The sequence below is a fragment of the Pseudomonas sp. GW821-FHT11G12 genome (assembly GCF_058808055.1).
This window is the reverse complement of the sequence record NZ_JBXARH010000001.1, coordinates 716692-738596: the sequence shown is the minus strand read 5'-3', so window position 1 is coordinate 738596 and position 21905 is coordinate 716692. Positions and strand designations below refer to the sequence as shown.

The 21905-nt window shown below is 61.8% G+C and carries 20 protein-coding genes; 14 read left to right on the top strand and 6 right to left on the bottom strand.

The window, feature by feature from the left end:
* Positions 1 to 103 precede the first annotated feature (103 nt).
* Genes AC1RR7_RS03420 through AC1RR7_RS03410 form a run of 3 tightly spaced genes read right to left on the bottom strand, consistent with a single transcriptional unit; the run spans position 104 to position 4044 of the window.
* Positions 104 to 1684 (bottom strand): aldehyde dehydrogenase (NADP(+)), encoded by a 1581-nt coding sequence (locus AC1RR7_RS03420; protein ID WP_493156108.1) that lies wholly within the window; start codon positions 1682 to 1684, stop codon positions 104 to 106.
* A gap of 9 nt (positions 1685 to 1693) precedes the next feature.
* Positions 1694 to 2686, bottom strand: coding sequence for an AraD1 family protein (araD1, locus tag AC1RR7_RS03415; RefSeq protein ID WP_273536455.1), 993 nt, complete (start codon positions 2684 to 2686; stop codon positions 1694 to 1696).
* A 35-nt stretch (positions 2687 to 2721) separates the two neighbouring features.
* Positions 2722 to 4044 carry an MFS transporter gene (locus AC1RR7_RS03410; RefSeq protein WP_096820057.1) on the bottom strand — a complete coding sequence of 441 codons (1323 nt, stop codon included), beginning with the start codon at positions 4042 to 4044 and terminating at the stop codon, positions 2722 to 2724.
* 193 nt (positions 4045 to 4237) lie between these two features.
* On the opposite strand from AC1RR7_RS03410, the gene AC1RR7_RS03405 reads away from it, so the two are divergent.
* A complete protein-coding gene (locus tag AC1RR7_RS03405; protein ID WP_493156106.1) occupies positions 4238 to 5974 on the top strand; it encodes an IlvD/Edd family dehydratase in 1737 nt (578 codons plus the stop codon).
* 201 nt (positions 5975 to 6175) lie between these two features.
* Positions 6176 to 6895, top strand: coding sequence for a FadR/GntR family transcriptional regulator (locus AC1RR7_RS03400; RefSeq protein WP_169430692.1), 720 nt, complete (start codon positions 6176 to 6178; stop codon positions 6893 to 6895).
* A 261-nt stretch (positions 6896 to 7156) separates the two neighbouring features.
* Here AC1RR7_RS03400 and AC1RR7_RS03395 read toward each other — a convergent pair whose 3' ends face one another.
* A complete protein-coding gene (locus AC1RR7_RS03395) occupies positions 7157 to 9541 on the bottom strand; it encodes an efflux RND transporter permease subunit (protein WP_096820060.1) in 2385 nt (794 codons plus the stop codon).
* A 28-nt stretch (positions 9542 to 9569) separates the two neighbouring features.
* Positions 9570 to 10598 (bottom strand): WD40/YVTN/BNR-like repeat-containing protein, encoded by a 1029-nt coding sequence (locus AC1RR7_RS03390; RefSeq protein ID WP_096820061.1) that lies wholly within the window; start codon positions 10596 to 10598, stop codon positions 9570 to 9572.
* A gap of 326 nt (positions 10599 to 10924) precedes the next feature.
* Between AC1RR7_RS03390 and AC1RR7_RS03385 the strand changes: the two genes are divergently transcribed.
* The 7 genes from AC1RR7_RS03385 to AC1RR7_RS03355 are packed head-to-tail and all read left to right on the top strand — an operon-like array spanning position 10925 to position 16145.
* Positions 10925 to 11515, top strand: a complete 591-nt coding sequence (locus tag AC1RR7_RS03385; protein WP_007957412.1) for an amino acid synthesis family protein — start codon at positions 10925 to 10927, stop codon at positions 11513 to 11515.
* A 31-nt stretch (positions 11516 to 11546) separates the two neighbouring features.
* Positions 11547 to 12380, top strand: coding sequence for an alpha/beta fold hydrolase (locus AC1RR7_RS03380; protein ID WP_493156104.1), 834 nt, complete (start codon positions 11547 to 11549; stop codon positions 12378 to 12380).
* Positions 12377 to 13858 (top strand): aldehyde dehydrogenase, encoded by a 1482-nt coding sequence (locus tag AC1RR7_RS03375; RefSeq protein WP_096820063.1) that lies wholly within the window; start codon positions 12377 to 12379, stop codon positions 13856 to 13858. The genes AC1RR7_RS03380 and AC1RR7_RS03375 overlap by 4 nt, the downstream gene beginning before the upstream one ends.
* Before the next feature lie 12 nt (positions 13859 to 13870).
* Positions 13871 to 14356, top strand: a complete 486-nt coding sequence (locus tag AC1RR7_RS03370) for a flavin reductase family protein (RefSeq protein ID WP_085711335.1) — start codon at positions 13871 to 13873, stop codon at positions 14354 to 14356.
* A gap of 11 nt (positions 14357 to 14367) precedes the next feature.
* A complete protein-coding gene (locus AC1RR7_RS03365; RefSeq protein ID WP_096820065.1) occupies positions 14368 to 14757 on the top strand; it encodes a carboxymuconolactone decarboxylase family protein in 390 nt (129 codons plus the stop codon).
* 58 nt (positions 14758 to 14815) lie between these two features.
* The gene (locus AC1RR7_RS03360; RefSeq protein WP_096820066.1) at positions 14816 to 15580 is read left to right on the top strand and encodes a GntR family transcriptional regulator; all 765 of its coding nucleotides are present in this window, start codon (positions 14816 to 14818) and stop codon (positions 15578 to 15580) included.
* Between the two features lies 1 nt (position 15581).
* A complete protein-coding gene (locus AC1RR7_RS03355; RefSeq protein ID WP_096820067.1) occupies positions 15582 to 16145 on the top strand; it encodes an NUDIX hydrolase in 564 nt (187 codons plus the stop codon).
* Positions 16146 to 16154: 9 nt separating this feature from the next.
* On the opposite strand, the gene AC1RR7_RS03350 is transcribed toward AC1RR7_RS03355, so the two are convergent.
* Positions 16155 to 16448, bottom strand: coding sequence for a DUF1330 domain-containing protein (locus AC1RR7_RS03350; RefSeq protein ID WP_493156102.1), 294 nt, complete (start codon positions 16446 to 16448; stop codon positions 16155 to 16157).
* A gap of 65 nt (positions 16449 to 16513) precedes the next feature.
* Between AC1RR7_RS03350 and ribBA the strand changes: the two genes are divergently transcribed.
* The 5 genes from ribBA (at position 16514) to AC1RR7_RS03325 (ending at position 21746) form a co-directional block, all read left to right on the top strand.
* Positions 16514 to 17623, top strand: coding sequence for a bifunctional 3,4-dihydroxy-2-butanone-4-phosphate synthase/GTP cyclohydrolase II (ribBA, locus tag AC1RR7_RS03345; protein ID WP_493156100.1), 1110 nt, complete (start codon positions 16514 to 16516; stop codon positions 17621 to 17623).
* Between the two features lie 166 nt (positions 17624 to 17789).
* On the top strand, positions 17790 to 18815 hold the full coding sequence (locus AC1RR7_RS03340; RefSeq protein WP_096820069.1) for an ABC transporter substrate-binding protein: 1026 nt from the start codon (positions 17790 to 17792) through the stop codon (positions 18813 to 18815).
* A complete protein-coding gene (locus AC1RR7_RS03335; protein ID WP_493156959.1) occupies positions 18812 to 19759 on the top strand; it encodes an ABC transporter permease in 948 nt (315 codons plus the stop codon). The genes AC1RR7_RS03340 and AC1RR7_RS03335 overlap by 4 nt, the downstream gene beginning before the upstream one ends.
* 6 nt (positions 19760 to 19765) lie before the next feature.
* A complete protein-coding gene (locus AC1RR7_RS03330) occupies positions 19766 to 20575 on the top strand; it encodes an ABC transporter permease (RefSeq protein ID WP_096820071.1) in 810 nt (269 codons plus the stop codon).
* Between the two features lie 16 nt (positions 20576 to 20591).
* The gene (locus tag AC1RR7_RS03325; protein WP_493156098.1) at positions 20592 to 21746 is read left to right on the top strand and encodes an ABC transporter ATP-binding protein; all 1155 of its coding nucleotides are present in this window, start codon (positions 20592 to 20594) and stop codon (positions 21744 to 21746) included.
* The last annotated feature ends 159 nt before the right edge of the window (positions 21747 to 21905 follow it).

Sequence of the window (21905 nt, the reverse complement as noted above, 5' to 3'; positions counted from 1 at the left end):
CGCTCCGCGTTCCAGCTCTCGAATGGGACGCAGAGCGTCCCGGGCTGCATTCCCACGCAGACGGTTCGACGCCTCGACGTGGGAACGATCGATCCAGTTCGGCTTAGAGAGCCTCGCGCGAGGGTTTGCCATCCACCAGCCGCTGAATGCGCAGCGGGTTGGCATTTTTCAGCGGTTCCGGCAGCAGGCTGTCGGGATAGTTCTGGAAGCACACCGGGCGCAGGAAACGGTCAATCGCCAGGGTGCCGACCGAGGTGCCGCGAGCATCGGACGTCGCCGGATACGGTCCGCCGTGGACCATCGAATCGCACACTTCGACACCGGTCGGGTAACCGTTGAGCAGGATCCGCCCGACCTTCTGTTCCAGCAACGGCGTCAGTTCCGGGAACTGCACGAAGTCCGCCGGCTCGCCGATGATCGTCGCGGTGAGTTGCCCATGAAGCCCCTTCAACGCCGCGTTCAGTTGCGCCTGATCCGCCACTTCAACGATCACTGTGGTCGGGCCGAACACTTCTTCCTGAAGCACTTCATCGCCGTCGATCAACAGGCTGGCATCAGCCTTGAACAGCTGCGGCTGCGCCTGATTGCCCTGCTGCGGATTACCGGCCAGATGCTCGATGCCGGCATGCGCCAACAGTTTTTCCAGGCCCTTGCCATAGCTGCCGAGGGTGCCGGCATTGAGCATCGTTTGCGCCGGTTGGTCGCCGATCAACGCCGCGACCTGCTCAATGAATGCCGTGAACTGCGGTGAGCGAATGCCGATCACCAGGCCCGGATTGGTACAGAACTGACCGCAGCCCTGCACCACCGACGCGGTCAGATCACGGGCAACAGTTTCCGAACGAACTGTCAGGGCCTGGGGCAGAACGATTACCGGGTTGATGCTCGACATCTCGGCGAACACCGGGATCGGTTGCGGACGCGCTGCGGCCATGTCACACAGTGCCCGTCCACCCTTCAGCGAACCGGTGAAGCCCACGGCCTGAATCGCCGGATGCTTGACCAGCCACTCGCCGACTCCGCCGCCGTAGATCATGTTGAACGCACCGGCCGGCATCGCGGTTTTCTCCGCCGCCCGAATCACCGCATCGGCCACAAGTTCGGCCGTGGCCATGTGGCCGCTGTGAGCCTTGAACACCACCGGGCACCCGGCGGCCAGCGCCGACGCGGTGTCGCCGCCAGCGGTGGAGAATGCCAGCGGAAAGTTACTGGCACCGAACACCGCCACAGGCCCGAGGCCGATGCGGTATTGACGCAGATCGGGGCGCGGCAGCGGCTGACGATCCGGCAGCGGCAGGTCGATGCGCGCACCGTAGAAATCGCCACGCCGCAGCACTTTGGCGAACAGCCGCATCTGGCCGCTGGTGCGCCCTCTTTCACCTTGAATCCGTCCGGCGGGCAATGCGGTTTCGCGGCAGACCACGGCGACGAAATCATCGCCCAGCGCATCCAGCTCATCGGCAATCGCATCGAGAAACTGCGCACGGCGCTCGGCGCTCAGGCTGCGATAGGTGGGATACGCAGCAGCCGCCGCTTTGGCAGCGGCGTCCACTTCCTCTTGCGTCGCCTGGATGAAATCGTGAGGCAATGCCTCGCCCGTCGTGGCATCGATGCTGTGCAGTTTGACACTACCCGCCGCGCTGCGACGCCCGCCGATGTAGTTGTGACCGAGAATCTGAGTCATGGGATCTCCTTAAAGGGTGCCGATGCTGTCCGGTTGGAAAACGGCTTCAACCGGGGCGATGCCATTGACCAGCGGCGCACCGAATTCGGCCTGGCTGATCTCGAACACATCGCCCGGCTGAGTGCGGATGCCATCGGCGAACGACAGGGTCGCCGTGCCGAAAAAGTGAATGTGCACGTCGCCGGGACGCAGGAACTGGCGGTACTTGAAGTGGTGGTATTCGAGGTTCGCCAGGCTGTGGCACATGTTGGCCTCGCCGCTGAGGAATTCGTTCTGCCACAGCACTTCGCCGTCGCGCAGGATGCGGCTGGTACCGGCCAGGTGCTGCGGCAATTCACCCACGCGCAGCTCCGGGCCGTAGCTGCAACTGCGCAATTTCGAGTGGGCCAGGTACAGGTAGTTCTTGCGCTCCATGACGTGATCGGAGAACTCGTTGCCCACCGCGAAACCGAGGCGATACGGCTTGCCGTCGTGACCGATGATGTAGAGGCCGGCCATCTCAGGCTCCTCGCCGGCGTCTTCGGCAAATGGCGGTAGCGGGAACGGCTGACCGGGGCGCACAACGATGCTGCCGTCACCCTTGTAGAACCATTCCGGTTGCACCCCGGCCTGCCCCGCTGCCGGTTTGCCACCCTCCACGCCCCACTTGAAGATGCGCATGGTGTCGGTCATCGCCGCTTCATCGCCGGCCTGCTGGTGCATCTTGTCTCGGGCCGACGCGCTGCCGAGGTGCGTGAGACCGGTGCCGCTGACCAGCAGGTGCGCCGGGTCCGGGTGATCCAGCGGCGGCAGGATACGCAGCTTGGCCAACAGTTCGGCGTAATCGTGGCTGATGCCGAGACCGAGGGTCTGCACCTGTTGCGCCAGCGTGCCGCCAGCCTCGATCGCCGCCAGTGCCAGATCGCGCACCGTGCGCGCATCCTGCACTTCACGCACCAGACCGCCCTCGACTACCCCGACGCGGCGCTCGCCGTTACTCAATTCGAATTGAACCAGATGCATGATGTTCTCCTGTTAAGACAAATCCTGGATCGATATCAGGTGCGGGTCGCACCGCGAGCACTGGCGGCGAACTGATCAACCGGCAATACGTGTTTGCGCTCCAGCAAGCGATAGACGATGCCCGTCAGAACCAGCCCGAACACCATCACCCCGGACAGGAAGTACAGGCCCGAAGCGAGGTTGCCGGTGTATTCCTTCAACGCGCCGATCACGAACGGGCCGATGTAGCCGCCGAGGTTGCCCACCGAGTTGATCAAGGCAATCCCCGCCGCCGCACTGGCGCCGGCAAAGAAGCGCCCTGGCAAGGTCCAGAACACCGCCGTGCAGGAAAACAGCGCGAACGCCACCAGACACAACGCCGCCAGTTGCGCCACCGGCAAGGACAACCAGGCACTGAGGAACAGGCCGATGGCGCCCAGCACATAGAGCACCGCCAGATGCCCGTAGCGATCATTCATGCGATCGGAACTGCGCGGCACGATCAGCAGCCCGACAATGCCGAAGATGTATGGCACCGACGACACGAAACCGGTCACCAGATCGCTGCCGCCGAACTGTTTGATCAGGGTCGGCAGCCACAGGCCAAGGCCATAAATGCTCAGGGTCACCGGCAGATAGAACAGCGCCAGCAGCAACACGCGTTTGTCCTTGAGCGCATGCAGCGGATTGCCGTGGCGGGTCTGGCCGTATTCCTGCAGATCCTTTTTCAGCTCGCCGGTCAGCCAGTCCTTCTCGGCCTGATCCATCCATTTCACTTGCTGCGGGCCGTCCGGCAGCCAGCGCAGCACCGGCCAGGTCAGCAGGATCGCCGGAGTGCCGATGACGATGAACAGCCACTGCCAGCCATGCAGACCGAGAATGCCATCCATGCCCAGCAGGCCGCCGGACACGGGGCCGGTGATCATCATCGCGATGGGTTGGGAAAGGATGAACAGCCCGAGGATCTTGCCGCGATGGCGCACCGGGAACCATTGGGTGATGTAGTACAGAACGCCGGGAAAGAACCCCGCCTCCGCCGCGCCGAGCAGAAAGCGCATCACGTAGAAACTGTGCGGGCCCTGGACGAACGCCATGCCGATGGTGATCGCGCCCCAGGTAATCATGATCCGCGCGAACCAACGCCGTGCACCAAAGCGTTCGAGCATCAGGTTGCTGGGGATCTCCAGCAGAAAGTAGCCAATGAAAAACAGCCCGGCGCCGAGGCCGTAGGCGGCATCGCCGATACCGATGTCGGCGCCCATGTGCAGCTTGGCGAAGCCGACGGCGGAGCGATCCACATAGGCGATCAGGTACAGCAGGATCAGGAAGGGAATCAGTTTCAGCGTGATGCGCCGGACAAGCCGCAGTTCCTGGCTCATGAGATCGGTCTCCGATTGTTGTTTTTATGGAACCTCGGGGGACGCCTCTCGCGGAAAACCGCCAGGGCCATCCCTCCGTCGAAAAGGACTATATAGTAATACTAATTACCCAACAACACTTCCAAACCGTCGATTTTGCGCTTATGTTTAGCTGAAGCTCGCAAACAATAGTCTTACAATAAGAGAATCGATCATGTCTGATAAGCAACCCACCCTGCGCTCCGCCCAATGGTTTGGCACGGCCGACAAGAACGGCTTCATGTACCGCAGCTGGATGAAGAATCAGGGCATCGCCGACCATCAGTTCCATGGCAAACCGATCATCGGTATCTGCAACACCTGGTCGGAACTGACGCCGTGCAACGCGCACTTCCGCCAGATCGCCGAGCACGTCAAACGCGGTGTGATCGAGGCCGGCGGCTTCCCGGTGGAATTCCCGGTGTTCTCCAACGGCGAATCGAACCTGCGCCCGACCGCCATGCTCACCCGCAATCTGGCGAGCATGGATGTCGAGGAAGCGATTCGCGGTAACCCGATTGATGGCGTGGTGCTGCTGACCGGTTGCGACAAGACCACCCCGGCGCTGTTGATGGGCGCGGCCAGTTGCGACGTGCCGGCCATCGTCGTCACCGGCGGGCCGATGCTCAACGGCAAGCACAAGGGCAAGGACATTGGCTCCGGCACGGTGGTCTGGCAGCTCAGTGAACAGGTCAAGGCCGGCACCATCACCATCGACGATTTCCTCGCCGCCGAGGGCGGCATGTCCCGCTCGGCCGGCACCTGCAACACCATGGGCACCGCCTCGACCATGGCCTGCATGGCCGAAGCGCTGGGCACGTCCCTGCCGCACAACGCGGCAATTCCGGCGGTGGATGCGCGGCGTTATGTGCTGGCGCATATGTCCGGCATGCGTGCGGTCGAGATGGTTCGTGAAGACTTGAAGCTGTCGAAGATCCTGACCAAGGAGGCTTTCGAAAACGCGATCCGGGTCAACGCGGCGATTGGCGGCTCGACCAACGCGGTGATTCACCTCAAAGCCATCGCCGGGCGCATTGGCGTCGAGCTGGATCTGGACGACTGGACGCGCATCGGTCGCGGCATGCCGACCATCGTCGACTTGCAACCGTCCGGGCGTTTTCTGATGGAAGAGTTCTACTACGCCGGGGGCTTGCCGGCCGTGTTGCGCCGCCTCGGCGAGGCCAATCTGATTCCGAATCCGAACGCGCAGACCGTCAACGGTAAATCCATCGGCGAGAACACCAAGGACGCGCCGATCTACGGTGAAGACGAAGTGATCCGCACCCTCGACAATCCGATCCGCGCCGACGGCGGCATCTGTGTGTTGCGCGGCAATCTCGCGCCACTGGGCGCAGTGCTCAAGCCATCCGCCGCCACGTCAGAACTGATGCAACACCGTGGCCGCGCGGTCGTGTTCGAGAACTTCGATATGTACAAGGCACGAATCAACGACCCGGAGCTGGACGTCGATGCGAACTCGATTCTGGTGATGAAAAACTGCGGGCCGAAGGGTTATCCGGGCATGGCCGAAGTCGGCAACATGGGGTTGCCGGCCAAACTGCTGGCACAGGGCGTGACCGATATGGTGCGTATCTCCGACGCGCGAATGAGCGGCACGGCGTATGGCACTGTCGTGTTGCACGTCGCCCCGGAAGCGGCGGCCGGCGGGCCTTTGGCGGCAGTGAAAGAAGGCGACTGGATCGAACTGGACTGCGCCAGTGGGCGTTTGCACCTGGATATTCCGGACGCCGAACTGGCGGCGCGCATGGCGGATCTGCAACCGCCGCAACAGCTGTTAGTGGGGGGTTATCGTCAGTTGTACATCGACCATGTGTTGCAGGCGGATCAGGGGTGTGATTTTGATTTCCTGGTGGGTTGTCGAGGTGCGGAAGTGCCCCGCCATTCCCACTGACACCGTCACCCTGATCGTTCCCACGCTCTGCGTGGGAATGGCCTCAAGGGACGCTCCGCGTTCCAGCTCTCGAATGGGACGCAGAGCGTCCCGGGCTGCGTTCCCACGCAGAGCGTGGGAACGATCATTGCCTCACTCCAGATTACGCCGTGCCTGCTATGATGCGCGGCATCCCCATCGCTCAGGATCGCGCCACTCCCCATGGATTACCGCAAACCTTCCGACCGCAAAAGCATGCACTCGCGCATCGTCCAGGAACTGGGCATGCAGATTGTTTCCGGACGCTTTTTGCCTTGCGACAAACTGCCCGCCGAAGCCTTGCTCTGCGAGGAGTATGCGGTCAGTCGGCCGGTGTTGCGCGAAGCCACGCGGGTGTTGGTGGCCAAGGGGCTGGTGTACTCGAAACCGCGCGTCGGCACCGTGGTCAAGCCGCGCCGCGAATGGCACATGCTCGACCCGGACGTATTGCACTGGCTGATGCAAAGCAGCCCGCAAAATGAATTCTTCAATGTGCTGACCAGCGTGCGCAGCATCATCGAACCCGCCGCTGCCGCCCTCGCCGCCCAACACGCCACCGATGCCGACATCGCCGCCATCGGCGAAGCCTACCAGCGCATGGAAGCCGCGCCGACGCCGGAAGCGTTGCTGCAACCGGATCTGGATTTCCACAGCCGCATCGCCGATGCGACCCATAACGACTTGCTGGCGAATCTGTGCAACATGCTGTCGGTGGCGATTGCCGAGGCGTTGAAGCATTCGAATCAGCGACCGAATCTGCATGAACTGGCGTTACCTCGGCACAAGGCGATTCTCACCGCGATCGAAAATCGTGATGCGCTGGGGGCTCGGCATGCGACGTTGGTGCAGCTGGATGATGCGCGGAGTGCTTTGAGTGTGGTGCTTGGTACTGAACTTTCGTAAGACTTGAGACCGCTTGCCCTCACCCTAGCCCTCTCCCGGAGGGAGAGGGAACCGATCGGGGGATATTGGAGAGATACACCGACTTGAACGATCCTCTTTGAATCCATAATCGACTCGGTTTTTCAGGTCGATGTATCACGCGAGACATTGCGGTCAGTTCCCTCTCCCTCCGGGAGAGGGCTAGGGTGAGGGGCTTTTGATCTTGACTCACAAAAAAGCCGCAACCCTAAGGTTGCGGCTTTGTCGTTTCAGAAGCCCGGATCAGTGAGCAAACAGAGAATTCCCCTTCTGCCCCGCCAGTTTCTCCGGCTTGATCAGGAACTTGGCCAGTGCCGGCAGCAGCCACAGCGCACCGAACATGTTCCACAGCAGCATGAAGGTCAGCATCAGGCCCATGTCGGCCTGGAACTTGATCGCCGAGAAGATCCAGGTGCACACACCGATGGCCAGGCACAGACCGGTGAACAGCACCGCTTTACCGGTGGACTTCAGGGTCTGGTAATAGGCTTCCTGCAATGGCAGGCCGGCACGCAGGAAACTTTCCAGACGGCTGTAGATGTAGATGCCGTAGTCCACGCCGATCCCTACACCCAGCGCCACCACCGGCAGCGTCGCAACCTTCACGCCGATGCCCATGAACGCCATCAGTGCGTTGCCGAGTACCGAGGTCAGTACCAGCGGCAGCACGATGCACAGGGTCGCCGCCCAGGAACGGAAGGTGATCATGCACATCACCGCCACGCAGATGTACACCAGCACCAGGATGGTCAGTTCGGCCTGTTTGATGACTTCGTTGGTCGCAGCTTCGATCCCGGCGTTACCGGCCGCCAGGATGAATTCCAGACCTTCTTTGTTGTTGTCCTTGGCGAATTCCTGCACCGCATGCACCGCACGATCCAGGGTTTCAGCCTTGTGATCGTTGAGGAACACCAGCACCGGCGCCAGCGAGCAACTGTTGTTGTACAGGCCGTCGGCACGGGCGATGGAGTTGTTCAGCACGTCCGGGTTGCGCGACAGGGTTTCCCATTTCAGGTTGCCCTCGTTCATGCCCTTGATCATCTGCTTGGACACGGTCACCAGCGAGATCGCCGACTGCACGCCCTCGGTGTTCTGCATCTTCCACATCAGCTCATCGATCGGCGCCATGGCTTCGTAGCGCGAACAGCCTTCGGACTTGGTCTTGACCATCACCACCAGTACGTCGGAACTGGTGGAGTAGTTGTTGATGATGAAGTTGTTGTCCTTGTTGTAGCGCGAGTCCGGACGCAGTTCCGGCGCGCCCTGGTCGAGGTCGCCGATCTTCAGGTTCTGGCTGTACCAGAGGCCGCCACCGAAGGCGATCAGAGCGAGCGCAATGGACACCGGTGCGACTTTCGGGCTGGCAAAGTTCGACAGCAGGCGCCAGAACGGGTGTTCGCGGTTGGCGTCCTTCTTGCTCTTGGCCACCGCACGCTTGCTGATGCCGACATAGGAAATCGCCACCGGTAGCAGAATCAGGTTGGTGAACACGATCACCGCCACGCCGATGGACGCGCCGATGGCCAGTTCACGGATCACGCCGATGTCGATGATCAGCAGCGTGATGAAGCCCACCGCATCCGCCAGAATCGCGATCATCCCCGGCAGGAACAGTTGCCGGAATGTGCGCCGCGCGGCGGTCAGGGCATTGTCCGCCTCGCTCGATTGCAGGGCGATACCGTTGATCTTCTGCACGCCGTGGGAAATCCCGATGGCGAAGATCAGGAACGGCACCAGCATCGAATACGGATCGAGGCCGAAACCGAAGAAGTGCATCAACCCCAGTTGCCAGACCACCGCCACCAGCGTGGTGCTCAACACCGCCACCGTACTGCGCAGGCAGTTGGTGAACCACAGCAGCAAAATCAGGGTGATGACGAAGGCGACGCCGAAGAACATCACCACCATCACCAGACCGTCGATCAGGTCACCGACCTTCTTGGCGAAACCGACGATGTGGATCTTGACGTTGGGGTTCTGCGCTTCGAACTTGTTGCGGATCTTGTCTTCCAGTTCATGGGAGAACTGGCGGTAGTCCAGCGCCAGCAACTTGCCCTGGTCCTGTGGATCCGGGTAGGACTCCAGCAGCGGGATGTCGACGATGCTCGACTTGAAGTCGTTGGCCACCAGACGCCCGACCTGACCCGACTTGAGCACGTTGTTGCGCAGCATGTCGAGGCTGTCCTGGGAACCGTCGTAGCTCTGCGGGATCACTTCGCCGCCGGCAAAGCCTTCCTCGGTCACTTCGGTCCAGCGTACGCTCGGGCTCCACAGCGATTTCAGGCCAGAGCGGTCGACGCCGGAGATGTAGAACACCTCGTCGTTGATCTGGCGCAGGGTCTCCATGTACTCCTTGGAGAAGATGTCACCGTCCTTGGCCTCCACCGAAATGCGCACGGTGTTGCCCAGGTTCGTCAGATCGTTGCGGTGCTCCATCATCTTCTCGATGAACGGATGCTTGAGCGGGATCATTTTTTCGAAACTGGTGGACGGCCGGATCAGCGTCGCCTGCCAGAACAGGAAAATACTGACCAGCAGGCAGATCACGATTACTGCCGGGCGGTTGTTGAAGATCAGGCGTTCGAGAAACGTCGCCTTGTCCTGATGATGAGTGCTCAAGGAAGTCATAGCCCCGCCTTCTTATTATTGATTCGGCTCATTTGCCCAGCTCGGTGCCGTTGGGCGTGGTGGTGTGGACGCCACCCTGCCCGCTCAGGATCAGATTGCCGTTGCCGGCGGCGGTGACCGACGACAGCGAGATGCGATCCGGGCGGTTGAACACGCTGAAGGTTTCACCGTTGTCGCTGCTGCTGATCACCGTGCCGCCGTTGCCGACGATGACGATCGAGCCGTCTTCGAGGAGCGTGGCGCCGGACAGGCCGAATTCCAGCGCACCGCGCGCCGCCTTGAGTTCGACTTGCTGCCAGGTGCTGCCGAAATCAGTGGAGCGGTAGAGGTTGCCGCGCAGCCCGTAGGCCAGCAGCGTGGAAGGCTGGGCGGTGCCGATCACACCGAACAGCGAGCCCTGATACGGACCTTCGATTTTTTCCCAGGTCTGGCCCCAGTCGGCGGAGCGGAACATCGCGCCCTGTTCACCCACGATGAACAGCCCGGCGTCTTTCACGGCGGCGATGGCGTTGAGGTGGAACTGATCCTGGTTGTCGAGGCGGTCGCTGACGTCTTGCCAGTTCTTGCCGCCGTCGGTGGTCTCGAGCAATGCGCCGTAGGCACCCACGGCCAGGCCGTTGTTGACGTCCTTGAACCAGAGGTCGAGCAGCGGCGATTCGCGCTTGAGGTCTTCGAACTGTTTGGTCCAGGTCAGGCCGCCGTCTTCGCTGGCGAGGATCTGTGCGTCATGGCCGACGGCCCAGCCGTGTTTGTCGTCGACGAAATACACGGCCGTCAGCAACTGGCGGCTTGGCACCTTGGCCTGGGTCCAGGTCTTGCCCTGGTCGTCGGAGTAGAGAATGTGCCCGCGATCACCGACCGCCACCAGCCGTGAACCGGCGTGAACGACATCGAGCATCAGGCTTTTCGGGGCCTTGGCCGATTCGATGGCGTAGACCACGTCGGCTGGCGCTTCGGCGGCCAGTACAGGCGCCGACAAGGTGGCAAAGCCCAGCAGAGAGAGTGCTGTGGCCAGCAACGCGGTGTTGCGAAACGCCGGCGGGCGGCAACGACTCATAGACCTTCCCCTATTTATTATTGTTAGGCCATTCGGCCTTCAAGGGCGCCGCAAGTGTGCTCCAGCGACGGTTGGTCAGAAGCATAGTCCTGAAACCCGCAATCCAGAGCCACTTCGGAAGCTGGCTCATCCTATCGGGCATTCGAAACGTCTGACAATCGGCGCAACGTTATCTTTTGTTAACCGAAAGGGATTACAGCAGCGGCTGAATGCACGGGCATTCGTCCGACTGATGGGCGGGAATCTTGCGTGGGGGACTTGCACGATCGGTATTATGGTATACCATCAGACGCACAGACACTCTTTATCCCCTTACGGAGCAGCTCATGAGTTTCGAAATTCGCAAGATCGTCAGCTATGTCGAAGAGACCTTCATCGAAGGCGGCAAGGCTTCCGACACCCCGGTGACCATGGTGGGCCTGGCCGTCGTGATGAAGAACCCGTGGGTCGGCAATGGCTTTGTCGAAGACCTCAAGCCGCAGATCCGCGCCAACTGCTCCGACCTCGGCGCGATGATGGTCGAGCGTCTGGTGGGCATCATCGGCGGCGCCGAGAAAATCGAGGCTTACGGCAAAGCGGCAGTCGTCGGTGCGGACGGCGAGATCGAACACGCCTCGGCGGTGATCCACACCCTGCGCTTCGGCAACCACTACCGCGAAGCGGTCAAGGCAAAGAGTTACCTGAGCTTCACCAACAAGCGCGGCGGTCCGGGCACCTCGATCCAGATCCCGATGATGCACAAGGACGACGAAGGCCTGCGCTCGCACTACATCACCCTGGAAATGCAGATCGAAGATGCCCCACGCGCCGACGAAATCGTCGTGGTACTCGGTTGCGCCGACGGTGGCCGTCTGCACCCGCGCATCGGCAACCGCTACATCGATCTGGAAGAACTGGCCGCCGAAAAAGCCCAGTAATCACAATAAAAAGGCATTGCAGGAGCGCTCCATGATTCGGCATACCGCTGAACTCACCCCGGCCGGCACCAGTTATCTGGCGACCGGCCAGGGCCACCCCGTGGTGTTGATCCACGGCGTGGGCCTGAACAAAGAAATGTGGGGCGGCCAGATCGTTGGCCTGGCCACGCAATACCGGGTGATCGCCTACGACATGCTCGGACACGGCGCCAGCCCGCGACCGGCCAGCGGTACCGCCCTGCTCGGTTATGCCGATCAGTTGCTGGAGCTGCTCGACCACCTGCAATTGCCGCTGGCATCGGTGATCGGTTTTTCCATGGGCGGTCTGGTGGCGCGGGCCTTTGCCCTGCATTACCCGCAGCGCCTGAAAAGCCTGGTGGTGCTCAACAGTGTATTCAACCGTAGCGAAGAGCAGCGCGCCGGGGTCATCGCTCGCACCGCGCAAGCCGCCGAACATGGACCGGACGCGAATGCCGTAGCGGCGCTGTCGCGCTGGTTCAGCCGTGAATACCAGGCGGCCAATCCGGCGCAGATCGCCGCGATCCGCCAGACCCTCGCCGGCAATGATCCGCAGGGCTACCTGACCACCTACGAATTGTTCGCCACCCAGGACATGTACCGCGCCGACGACCTGGCCAGCATCCAGGCGCCGACGCTGATCGCCACCGGCGAGCTGGACCCCGGATCGACCCCGGAAATGGCCGAGCAACTGGCCGCGCGCATTCCCGGCGCGAAGGTTGCGGTGCTGCCCGAGCAACGGCATATGATGCCGGTAGAGTCGCCGCGACTGGTCAATCAGCTGCTGCTGGAATTTCTCGAAACCGCACACGCCCGACAAAACCCTATAAAGGGGATCGTTGCATGACACTCGCACGCTTCCAGATGTGCATCGGCGGAGAATGGGTCGACGCCCTCTCCGGCAAGACCTTCGAAAGCCTCAACCCGGCACTGGCCGAGCCCTGGGCCGAACTGCCCGACGCGGATGAAGCCGACGTCGAACGCGCCGTGCAAGCTGCGCAAACCGCTTTCGACAGCCCGGCGTGGCGCGGCCTGACCGCCACCGCGCGCGGCAAACTGTTGCGTCGTCTCGGTGACCTGATCGCTGAAAACAAGGAACAACTGGCGCAGCTGGAAAGCCGCGACAACGGCAAACTGATCCGCGAAACCCGGGGTCAGGTCGGTTATCTGCCGGAGTTCTTCCACTACACCGCGGGCCTTGCCGACAAGCTTGAAGGCGGCACCCTGCCGCTGGATAAGCCCGACCTGTTTGCCTACACCGTGCACGAAGCCATGGGTGTGGTCGCCGCGATCATTCCGTGGAACAGCCCGCTCTATCTGACCGCGATCAAACTGGCGCCGGCGCTGGCGGCGGGCAACACCATCGTGATCAAACCGTCCGAGCATGCCTCGGCGACCATTCTGGAACTGGCGCGCCTGGCCCTCGAAGCCGGGATTCCACCGGGCGTGGTCAACGTTGTCACCGGTTACGGCCCTAGCACCGGCGCCGCCCTCACCCGCCATCCGCTGATCCGCAAGATCGCCTTCACCGGCGGCGCAGCCACGGCGCGGCATGTGGTGCGCAGCAGTGCCGAGAACTTCGCCAAGCTGTCGCTGGAACTGGGCGGCAAGTCGCCGAACATCATCTTCGCCGACGCTGATCTGGACAGTGCGATCAATGGTGCGATTGCCGGGATCTACGCGGCGTCCGGGCAGAGCTGTGTATCCGGTTCGCGACTGCTGGTGCAGGACGAGATCTACGACGAGTTCGTCAGCCGACTGGTGGAACGCGCCCGGCGCATCCGCATCGGCAACCCGCAGGACGACAGCAGCGAAATGGGCCCGATGGCCACCGCGCAGCAACTGGCCGTGGTGGAAGGTCTGGTGGCCGACGCCATCGCTGAAGGTGCGCGTCTGCGGCTGGGCGGCAAGCGGCCGAGTGGCGTGGGCGACGGCTGGTTCTACGAACCGACGCTGTTCGAGTGCGACCGCAATTCGATGAAGATCATGCAGGAAGAAGTGTTCGGCCCGGTGGCCTCGGTCATCCGCTTCAAGGATGAAGCCGAAGCGCTGGCGATTGCCAACGACTCGCAGTTCGGTCTCGCCGCCGGCATATGGACCCGCGATCTGGGCCGTGCCCATCGACTGGCCCGGGACGTGCGCTCGGGGATCATCTGGGTCAACACCTACCGCGCGGTGTCGGCGATGGCACCGATCGGAGGCTTCAAAAACAGTGGCTATGGACGCGAAAGCGGCATCGATTCGGTGCTGGCCTACACCGAACTGAAAACGGTGTGGATCAACCTCTCTCAGGCGCCGATGCCTGATCCGTTTGTGATGCGCTAGGAGTCCTGCGACATGATCGAACCCGGCATTTACAAAGACGTCATGAGCTCGTTTCCGTCCGGGGTCACGGTGGTCACCACCCTCGACCCGGACGGCGGCATCGTCGGCATCACCGCCAGCGCCTTCAGTGCGCTGTCGATTGACCCGGCGCTGGTACTGTTCTGCCCCAACTATGCTTCCGACACCTACCCGGTGCTGCGCGACAGCAAGCGTTTCGCGATCCATTTGCTGTCCGCCGACCAGACCGCCGAGGCCTACGCCTTCGCCGGCAAAGGCAAGGACAAGGCCAACGGCATCGACTGGCATTTGAGCGAGCTCGGTAACCCGATCCTCGCCAAGGCCACGGCGATCATCGAGTGCGAACTGTGGCGCGAATACGACGGTGGCGACCACGCGATCATTGTCGGCGCAGTGAAGAACCTGATCCTGCCGGCGCAACCGGTGACGCCGATGATCTATCACAAGGGCAAGCTCGGCGCCCTGCCGACACTGGGTTGAGCGGAGGACACATGAGCCACGAAAAATATGAGCAGGGCTTGAAGATCCGCACCCAGGTGCTCGGCGAAGCCTATGTGCAGCGCTCGATCGAGAACGCCGACGACTTCACCCGCCCGCTGCAGGAAATGGTCACCGAATACTGCTGGGGCCATGTCTGGGGACGCGAGGGCCTGTCGCTCAAGGAGCGCAGCATGATCAACCTGGCGATGATCTCCGCGCTGAACCGCCCGCACGAACTGAAACTGCATGTGCGCGGCGCCTTGCGTAACGGCCTGAGTCGTGAGCAAATACGCGAAATTCTGCTTCAGGTCGGTATTTATTGCGGCGTCCCGGCAGCCGTGGACAGTTTCCGGCTCGCCCGTGAAGCCTTCGCCGAAGCCGACGCCGAGGCCTCCAGTTAACCCCTCGGCTGTTTGAATGCCCGTCTGGCATGGACAGCCACACTAAAGAGCGGACCCCATGAAACGCCTGCCACTCGACGACAGCTTCAAGGTCAATCGCAACCCCGTCACCCTGCGCGAAATCGTGCTGGATAAACTGCGAAGCGCCATCATGAACTTCCAGCTGCTGCCGGGCGATCGCCTGGTGGAGCGCGATCTGTGCGATCGCCTGGGTGTCAGCCGTACGTCGGTGCGTGAAGCCTTGCGTCACCTGGAATCCGAAGGCCTGGTGGAGTTTGCCGACGCCAAGGGCCCGCGTGTGGCAATCATCACCCTCGCCGATGCGGTCGACATCTATGAACTGCGCTGCGTGCTCGAAGGCCTGATCGTCCAGCTGTTCACCCTGCGCGCCAAGGCCAAGGACATCAAGGCCCTGGAAAAAGCCCTCGACGAGAACCGCAAGGCGCTCAAGGACGGCGAACTGCAACAGGTAATCGACTCGGTGCAGGGTTTCTACGACGTGCTGCTGGAAGGCTCCGGCAACCATGTCGCGGCTACTCAGCTGCGCCAGTTGCAGGCACGCATCAGCTACCTGCGGGCGACGTCGGTGTCCCAGGAAAACCGTCGTGGTGCGAGCAATCAGGAAATGGAAAAAATGGTCGAGGCGATCAAGAGCGGCGATCCGCTGGCGGCGCATCAGGCGTGCGTCGATCACGTTCGCGCCGCCGCTGCGGTGGCCCTCGATTATCTCAAGCGCAAACAGGAAGAAACCGGCACCGTACTCAAAGGCACGCCGCCGATCACCCTGCCCATTCCGCTGAAAGAACCGCGCATAGGTCACTGACATGTTCAGCCCGAGCTTTTGCCCGAAATGCGGTGGCGCTGACCTCGGTCAGCAGGTGCCGCCGGGCGATACGCACGAGCGCCTGATGTGCCGCGGCTGCGGCTACATCCACTATGTGAACCCGAAGATCATCGCCGGCTGCATCATCGAGCAGGACGGCAAATACCTCTTGTGCCAACGGGCGATCCCCCCGCGCGCCGGCACCTGGACTTTGCCCGCCGGTTTCATGGAAAGCGGCGAGACCACCGAACAGGCGGCCCTGCGCGAAGTCTGGGAAGAAAGCGGTGTACGCGCGGAAATCGTCTCGCCGTACTCGATCTTCAGCGTGCCGAAGATCAGCGAGGTCTACATCATCTTCCGCGCCCTCGCGCTGGAGATCACCGGCCAGTACGGCCCGGAAACCCTCGACTACAAATTCTTCGCCCCCGAAGACATTCCGTGGGACCAGATCTACTACCCGGCGATCCGGCAGATCCTCGAACGCTACATCGAGGAACGCCAGGCCGGGGTGTATGGCATGTACATGGGCAATGACGACAGCGGCAAGATTCATTTCATGCGCTGATCGTGCTGCTTACGGCGCCATTCCTTCTACGATGATGATTTCCGCCCTAGCCCACTCCTCGCGGTAGCTCTTCGCTTCCTGATACGCCGCCGAGCGATAGCACGCCACTGCCTGCTCGTAGCTATCGAACTCGATCACCACGCTGCGCTGAGGCGTCGTCCGCCCTTCCATCGCTTCGCTGCGCCCGCCTCTGGCTAAAAACTTCGCGCCGAACTCGGCGAACGCTTTTGGCGCGCGCTCGGTGTATTGGCTGTAGTGATCGGGATCGGTGATGTCCACGTGTGCAATCCAGTACGCCTTCATAGTGACCTCTCAGTTGAATTTGTATTATGGTATACCACGAATTTCATCCACATCGAGAGTCCAGCATGGCCTTCAACAGCATCGAAGAAATCATCGAAGATTATCGCCTCGGCAAAATGGTGTTGCTGGTCGATGACGAAGACCGGGAAAACGAAGGCGACCTGCTGCTGGCCGCTGATCGTTGCACGCCCGAGGCGATCAGTTTCATGGCCCGTGAGGCTCGGGGGCTGATCTGCCTGACGTTGACTGACGATCATTGCCAGCGCCTGGGGCTGGAGCAAATGGTGCCGAGCAATGGCAGCGTGTTCAGTACCGCGTTCACCGTCTCCATCGAAGCGGCGGTCGGCGTGACTACGGGCATTTCCGCTGCTGACCGCGCTTGTACGGTGGCCGCTGCGGTGGCGCCCAATGCTCGCGCAGAAGACCTGGTGCAGCCCGGCCATATCTTTCCGTTGCGCGCCAAGGAAGGTGGCGTGCTGACCCGTGCCGGTCACACCGAGGCAGGTTGCGACTTGGCGCATCTGGCGGGGTTCACGCCCGCCTCGGTGATCGTCGAAGTGATGAACGACGACGGCACCATGGCCCGCCGCCCGGATCTGGAAGTTTTTGCGCGCAAGCACGGGATCAAGATCGGCACCATTGCAGACCTGATCCACTATCGCCTGAGCACCGAACACACCATTGAGCGCATCGGCGAACGGGAGTTGCCGACGGTGCATGGCACGTTTCGCTTGATCACTTTCGAAGATCGCATCGAGGGTGGTGTGCACATGGCGATGGTCATGGGCGAATTGCGTCGCGAAGAACCGACGCTGGTGCGCGTGCATGTGATCGATCCGCTACGGGATCTGGTCGGCGCCGAGTACAGCGGGCCGACGAACTGGACGCTATGGGCAGCGCTGCAACGTGTCGCCGCCGAAGGGCATGGCGTGGTCGTGGTGCTGGCCAATCATGAGTCTTCCCAGGCTTTGCTGGAGCGGGTGCCGCAACTGACTCAGCCGCCACGGCAGTTCAGTCGTTCGCAATCGCGGATCTATTCCGAGGTGGGAACCGGGGCGCAGATTCTGCAGAACCTGGGCGTCGGCAAGCTGCGTCACCTGGGCCCACCGCTCAAATACGCCGGTTTGACCGGCTACGATCTTGAGGTGGTCGAGAGCATTCCGTTCACCGAATAACCCCGTTTGCCAGATAGCCGGTAAGGCAAAGTGCTTGCACAATGTTTGGAATACCATAATATGATATTCCATAGACCGGACGACCTGAAAAGCCGTCCAGCTACTGCTCCCGACAGGCGGGCAACAACGCAAGCCCGCTCAAAAACACAACAATGAGGGCGTAAAAATGGTGTTGAACAAAGCTGCAACCGCGATCTTTCTTGCGGGACTGCTGAGCGTGACCGGTCAGGCCGCGATGGCCGCCGAGAGTGTGAACTTTGTCAGCTGGGGCGGTAGCACCCAGGATGCGCAGAAACAGGCCTGGGCCGATCCATTCAGCAAGGCCAGCGGCATCACCGTTGTGCAGGACGGCCCGACCGACTACGGCAAACTCAAAGCCATGGTCGAAAGCGGCAACGTGCAATGGGACGTGGTCGACGTCGAAGCCGATTTCGCCCTGCGCGCCGCCTCCGAAGGCCTGCTCGAACCCCTCGATTTCAAACAGATCCAGCGCGACAAGATCGACCCGCGTTTCGTCAGCGACTACGGCGTCGGTTCGTTCTTCTTCTCCTTCGTCCTCGGCTACAACGAGGGCAAACTCGGCGCCAACAAACCGCAGGACTGGAGCGCGCTGTTCGACACCAAGACCTTCCCCGGCAAACGCGCCCTGTACAAATGGCCGAGTCCCGGCGTGCTTGAACTGGCGTTGCTCGCCGACGGCGTACCCGCCGACAAGCTCTATCCGCTGGACCTCGATCGCGCCTTCAAGAAACTCGACACCATCAAGAAAGACATCGTCTGGTGGGGCGGCGGCGCGCAGTCGCAGCAACTGCTGGCCTCCGGTGAAGCGAGCATGGGGCAGTTCTGGAACGGCCGGATTCACGCCCTGCAAGAAGACGGCGCACCGGTCGGCGTGAGCTGGAAGCAAAACCTGGTCATGGCCGACATTCTGGTGGTGCCAAAGGGCTCGAAAAACAAGGACGCGGCGATGAAGTTCCTGGCCAGCGCCAGCAGTGCCAAGGGCCAGGCCGACTTCTCCAACCTGACCGCCTACGCCCCGGTCAACGTCGACAGCGTGGCGCGTCTGGACTCGACGCTGGCCCCGAACCTGCCGACTGCCTACGCTAAGGATCAGATCACTCTTGATTTCGCGTACTGGGCCAAGAACGGCCAGGCCATCGCGACACGGTGGAACGAATGGCTGGTCAAATGAAAATGGCGGCCACCGCGTCCCGTCCCTCCACTGCCACCGGGAGCGCCGCCAGCGCTGCCGGGTCGGCCGCCGGAAAAAAGGCGAGTGCAATGGCGCAAGCCCCGTCCCTGAAACAACGCTGGCGCGGCGCCGGCAATCTGCTGCCGGCACTGCTGTTCCTCGGTCTGTTCTTTCTTGCGCCGTTGATTGGCCTTCTGTTGCGCGGCGTGCTGGAACCGGTGCCGGGCCTTGGCAACTATGAACAATTGTTCGCCAACTCGGCGTACGCCCGGGTGCTGTTCAACACCTTCTCAGTAGCGGGACTGGTGACCGTGTTCAGCCTGCTGCTGGGTTTTCCGCTGGCCTGGGCAATCACCCTGGTGCCACGGGGCTGGGGCCGCTGGATCCTCAACATCGTGCTGCTGTCGATGTGGACCAGCCTCCTCGCCCGCACCTATTCGTGGCTGGTGCTGTTGCAGGCTTCGGGCGTCATCAATAAAGCGTTGATGGCCGTGGGCATCATCGATCAGCCACTGGAAATGGTGCACAACCTGACCGGCGTGGTGATCGGCATGAGCTACATCATGATCCCGTTCATCGTGCTGCCGTTGCAGGCGACCATGCAGGCCATCGACCCGATGATTCTGCAGGCCGGTTCGATCTGTGGCGCCAGCCCGTGGACCAACTTCTTCCGGGTGTTCCTGCCGCTGTGCCGGCCGGGGCTGGCGTCCGGCGGGTTGATGGTGTTCGTGATGTCGCTCGGTTACTACGTCACCCCGGCACTGCTGGGCGGGGCGCAGAACATGATGCTGCCGGAATTCATCATTCAGCAGGTGCAGTCGTTCCTCAACTGGGGCCTGGCCAGCGCCGGCGCCGCGTTGCTGATAGTCATCACCCTGGTGCTGTTCTACTTCTACCTGAAGCTTCAACCGGAATCCCCGGTTGGCGCCAGTAACGCGAGGTAAGCCGAAATGCTCCTGACTCCCAACGCCATGAGCCGCCGGATGCGCTTCGGCCTGTACGCCACCACCGGGCTGATAGCGCTGTTTCTGCTGCTGCCGATCGTCTTCATCGTGCTGCTGTCGTTCGGCTCGTCCCAGTGGCTGGTGTTCCCGCCGCCGGGCTGGACGCTGAAATGGTATGGCCAGTTTTTCTCGAATGCGGACTGGATGAGCGCAGCACTGGCCAGCCTCAAGGTTGCGGTACTGACCACGATCTGCGCCGTCGCCCTCGGTTTGCCGACCGCATTTGCCTTGGTGCGCGGGCGCTTTCCCGGCCGGGAAATGCTCTACGGCCTGTTCACCCTGCCGATGATCGTGCCGCTGGTGATCATCGCCGTGGCGGTGTACGCGCTGTTCCTCAAGCTCGGTTATACCGGGACGATGTTCGCCTTCGTCGTCAGCCATGTGATCGTCGCGCTGCCGTTCACCATTATCTCGATCATCAACTCGCTGAAGCTGTTCGATCAGTCGATTGAGGACGCGGCAGTGATCTGCGGTGCGTCACGCTTGCAAGCGGTGTTCAAGGTGACCTTTCCGGCGATTCGTCCGGGGATGGTGGCCGGCGCCCTCTTCGCCTTTCTGGTTTCGTGGGACGAAGTGGTGCTCAGCGTGATGATGGCCAGCCCGACCCTGCAAACCCTTCCCGTGAAAATGTGGACCACCCTGCGCCAGGACCTGACGCCCGTGATCGCCGTCGCCTCGACGCTGCTGATCGGCCTGTCGGTGTTGGTCATGGTGATCGCCGCCGCCCTGCGTCGGCGCAACGAAATCAGCGCCTGAGCGCCAGGAGTACGACATGAGTGCCGTGATCAAAGACGCATCCCAGCAGAACGACAAACCCCTGGTCAGCCTGCGCAACCTGAACAAGCACTACGGCGATTTCGCGGCCGTGGACAACATCTCGCTGGACATCAAGGACGGCGAATTCCTGACCTTCCTCGGCTCCAGTGGCTCGGGCAAAAGCACCACGCTGTCGATGCTCGCCGGCTTCGAAACCCCGAGCAGCGGCGAGATCCTGGTCAACGGCCAGTCGCTGGTCAACGTGCCGCCGCACAAGCGCGACATCGGCATGGTGTTCCAGCGTTATTCGCTGTTCCCGCATCTGTCGGTGCGCGACAACATCGCGTTCCCGCTGGCGATCCGCAAACTCGCGGCTGCCGAGCGCGACAAACGTGTCGATGCGATGCTGAAACTGGTGCAGCTCGAGCAATTCGCCCATCGCCGCCCTTCGCAACTGTCCGGCGGCCAGCAGCAGCGAGTCGCCATTGCACGAGCGTTGGTTTACGAACCACGCATCCTGCTGATGGACGAACCTCTTGGTGCGCTGGACAAGAAACTGCGCGAAGACTTGCAGGATGAGTTGCGCCAGCTGCACCGTCGCCTCGGCATCACCATCGTCTACGTGACCCACGACCAGGAAGAAGCCATGCGCCTGTCACAGCGCATCGCGATTTTCAGTCACGGCAAGATTGTCGGGCTCGGCAGCGGTTATGACCTGTACCAGAATCCGCCGAATGCGTTTGTGGCGTCGTTCCTTGGCAACTCGAACTTCCTCAAGCTCAAGGCTCAGGGCAACGGGGCGGCGAATTTTGAAGGGCAGTCGCTGGCGATCCGGCTTACCGCTGGATTGCAGACTGGTCAGGATGTGCTGCTGATGGTGCGTCCGGAAAAGGCGTTGGCGTTGAGTGCGCTACAGGCGAATGACGAGCCGTTGGCAGCGAGTTGGAACGAGGTTTCGGCGAAGGTGGTTGAGGTGTTGTTTCTGGGTGAGAGCCAGACGTGCAGTGTGGTGACTTCGGGCGGGACGTCGATGACGGTGAAAGCATTGTCGGCGGCGGGGATGCCGTTGAAGGCTGGGGATCCGGTGCAGGTGCGCTGGGCGACTGCTGATGCATGCGTCTATACCGAGTGGGCGGAGAGTGATTTGAACAAAGCTGCTGGCGCTCATTAAGAACGCGTCACCTGCCCGCCCTCACCCCAGCCCTCTCCCGGAGGGAGAGGGAGCCGACCGAGGTGTCTTGCGCTGTACATCGACCTGAAAAACCGAGTTGATTATGGATTCGGCACAGCATTCTGGTCGGCGGCGGTTATGGATTCACTGCGGAGCTTT

What these genes read in the sequence shown, in the direction of transcription:
- AC1RR7_RS03405 (WP_493156106.1), top strand. Translation starts at nt 4,238, where the DNA reads ATGTCTGATAAGCAACCCACCCTGCGCTCCGCCCAATGGTTTGGCACG.
- AC1RR7_RS03335 (WP_493156959.1), top strand. Translation starts at nt 18,812, where the DNA reads ATGAAAATGGCGGCCACCGCGTCCCGTCCCTCCACTGCCACCGGGAGC.
- AC1RR7_RS03325 (WP_493156098.1), top strand. Translation starts at nt 20,592, where the DNA reads ATGAGTGCCGTGATCAAAGACGCATCCCAGCAGAACGACAAACCCCTG.
- AC1RR7_RS03355 (WP_096820067.1), top strand. Translation starts at nt 15,582, where the DNA reads ATGTTCAGCCCGAGCTTTTGCCCGAAATGCGGTGGCGCTGACCTCGGT.
- AC1RR7_RS03350 (WP_493156102.1), bottom strand. Translation starts at nt 16,448, where the DNA reads ATGAAGGCGTACTGGATTGCACACGTGGACATCACCGATCCCGATCAC.
- AC1RR7_RS03410 (WP_096820057.1), bottom strand. Translation starts at nt 4,044, where the DNA reads ATGAGCCAGGAACTGCGGCTTGTCCGGCGCATCACGCTGAAACTGATT.
- AC1RR7_RS03390 (WP_096820061.1), bottom strand. Translation starts at nt 10,598, where the DNA reads ATGAGTCGTTGCCGCCCGCCGGCGTTTCGCAACACCGCGTTGCTGGCC.
- AC1RR7_RS03360 (WP_096820066.1), top strand. Translation starts at nt 14,816, where the DNA reads ATGAAACGCCTGCCACTCGACGACAGCTTCAAGGTCAATCGCAACCCC.
- AC1RR7_RS03380 (WP_493156104.1), top strand. Translation starts at nt 11,547, where the DNA reads ATGATTCGGCATACCGCTGAACTCACCCCGGCCGGCACCAGTTATCTG.
- AC1RR7_RS03365 (WP_096820065.1), top strand. Translation starts at nt 14,368, where the DNA reads ATGAGCCACGAAAAATATGAGCAGGGCTTGAAGATCCGCACCCAGGTG.
- ribBA (WP_493156100.1), top strand. Translation starts at nt 16,514, where the DNA reads ATGGCCTTCAACAGCATCGAAGAAATCATCGAAGATTATCGCCTCGGC.
- araD1 (WP_273536455.1), bottom strand. Translation starts at nt 2,686, where the DNA reads ATGCATCTGGTTCAATTCGAATTGAGTAACGGCGAGCGCCGCGTCGGG.
- AC1RR7_RS03330 (WP_096820071.1), top strand. Translation starts at nt 19,766, where the DNA reads ATGCTCCTGACTCCCAACGCCATGAGCCGCCGGATGCGCTTCGGCCTG.
- AC1RR7_RS03395 (WP_096820060.1), bottom strand. Translation starts at nt 9,541, where the DNA reads ATGACTTCCTTGAGCACTCATCATCAGGACAAGGCGACGTTTCTCGAA.
- AC1RR7_RS03340 (WP_096820069.1), top strand. Translation starts at nt 17,790, where the DNA reads ATGGTGTTGAACAAAGCTGCAACCGCGATCTTTCTTGCGGGACTGCTG.
- AC1RR7_RS03420 (WP_493156108.1), bottom strand. Translation starts at nt 1,684, where the DNA reads ATGACTCAGATTCTCGGTCACAACTACATCGGCGGGCGTCGCAGCGCG.
- AC1RR7_RS03400 (WP_169430692.1), top strand. Translation starts at nt 6,176, where the DNA reads ATGGATTACCGCAAACCTTCCGACCGCAAAAGCATGCACTCGCGCATC.
- AC1RR7_RS03375 (WP_096820063.1), top strand. Translation starts at nt 12,377, where the DNA reads ATGACACTCGCACGCTTCCAGATGTGCATCGGCGGAGAATGGGTCGAC.
- AC1RR7_RS03370 (WP_085711335.1), top strand. Translation starts at nt 13,871, where the DNA reads ATGATCGAACCCGGCATTTACAAAGACGTCATGAGCTCGTTTCCGTCC.
- AC1RR7_RS03385 (WP_007957412.1), top strand. Translation starts at nt 10,925, where the DNA reads ATGAGTTTCGAAATTCGCAAGATCGTCAGCTATGTCGAAGAGACCTTC.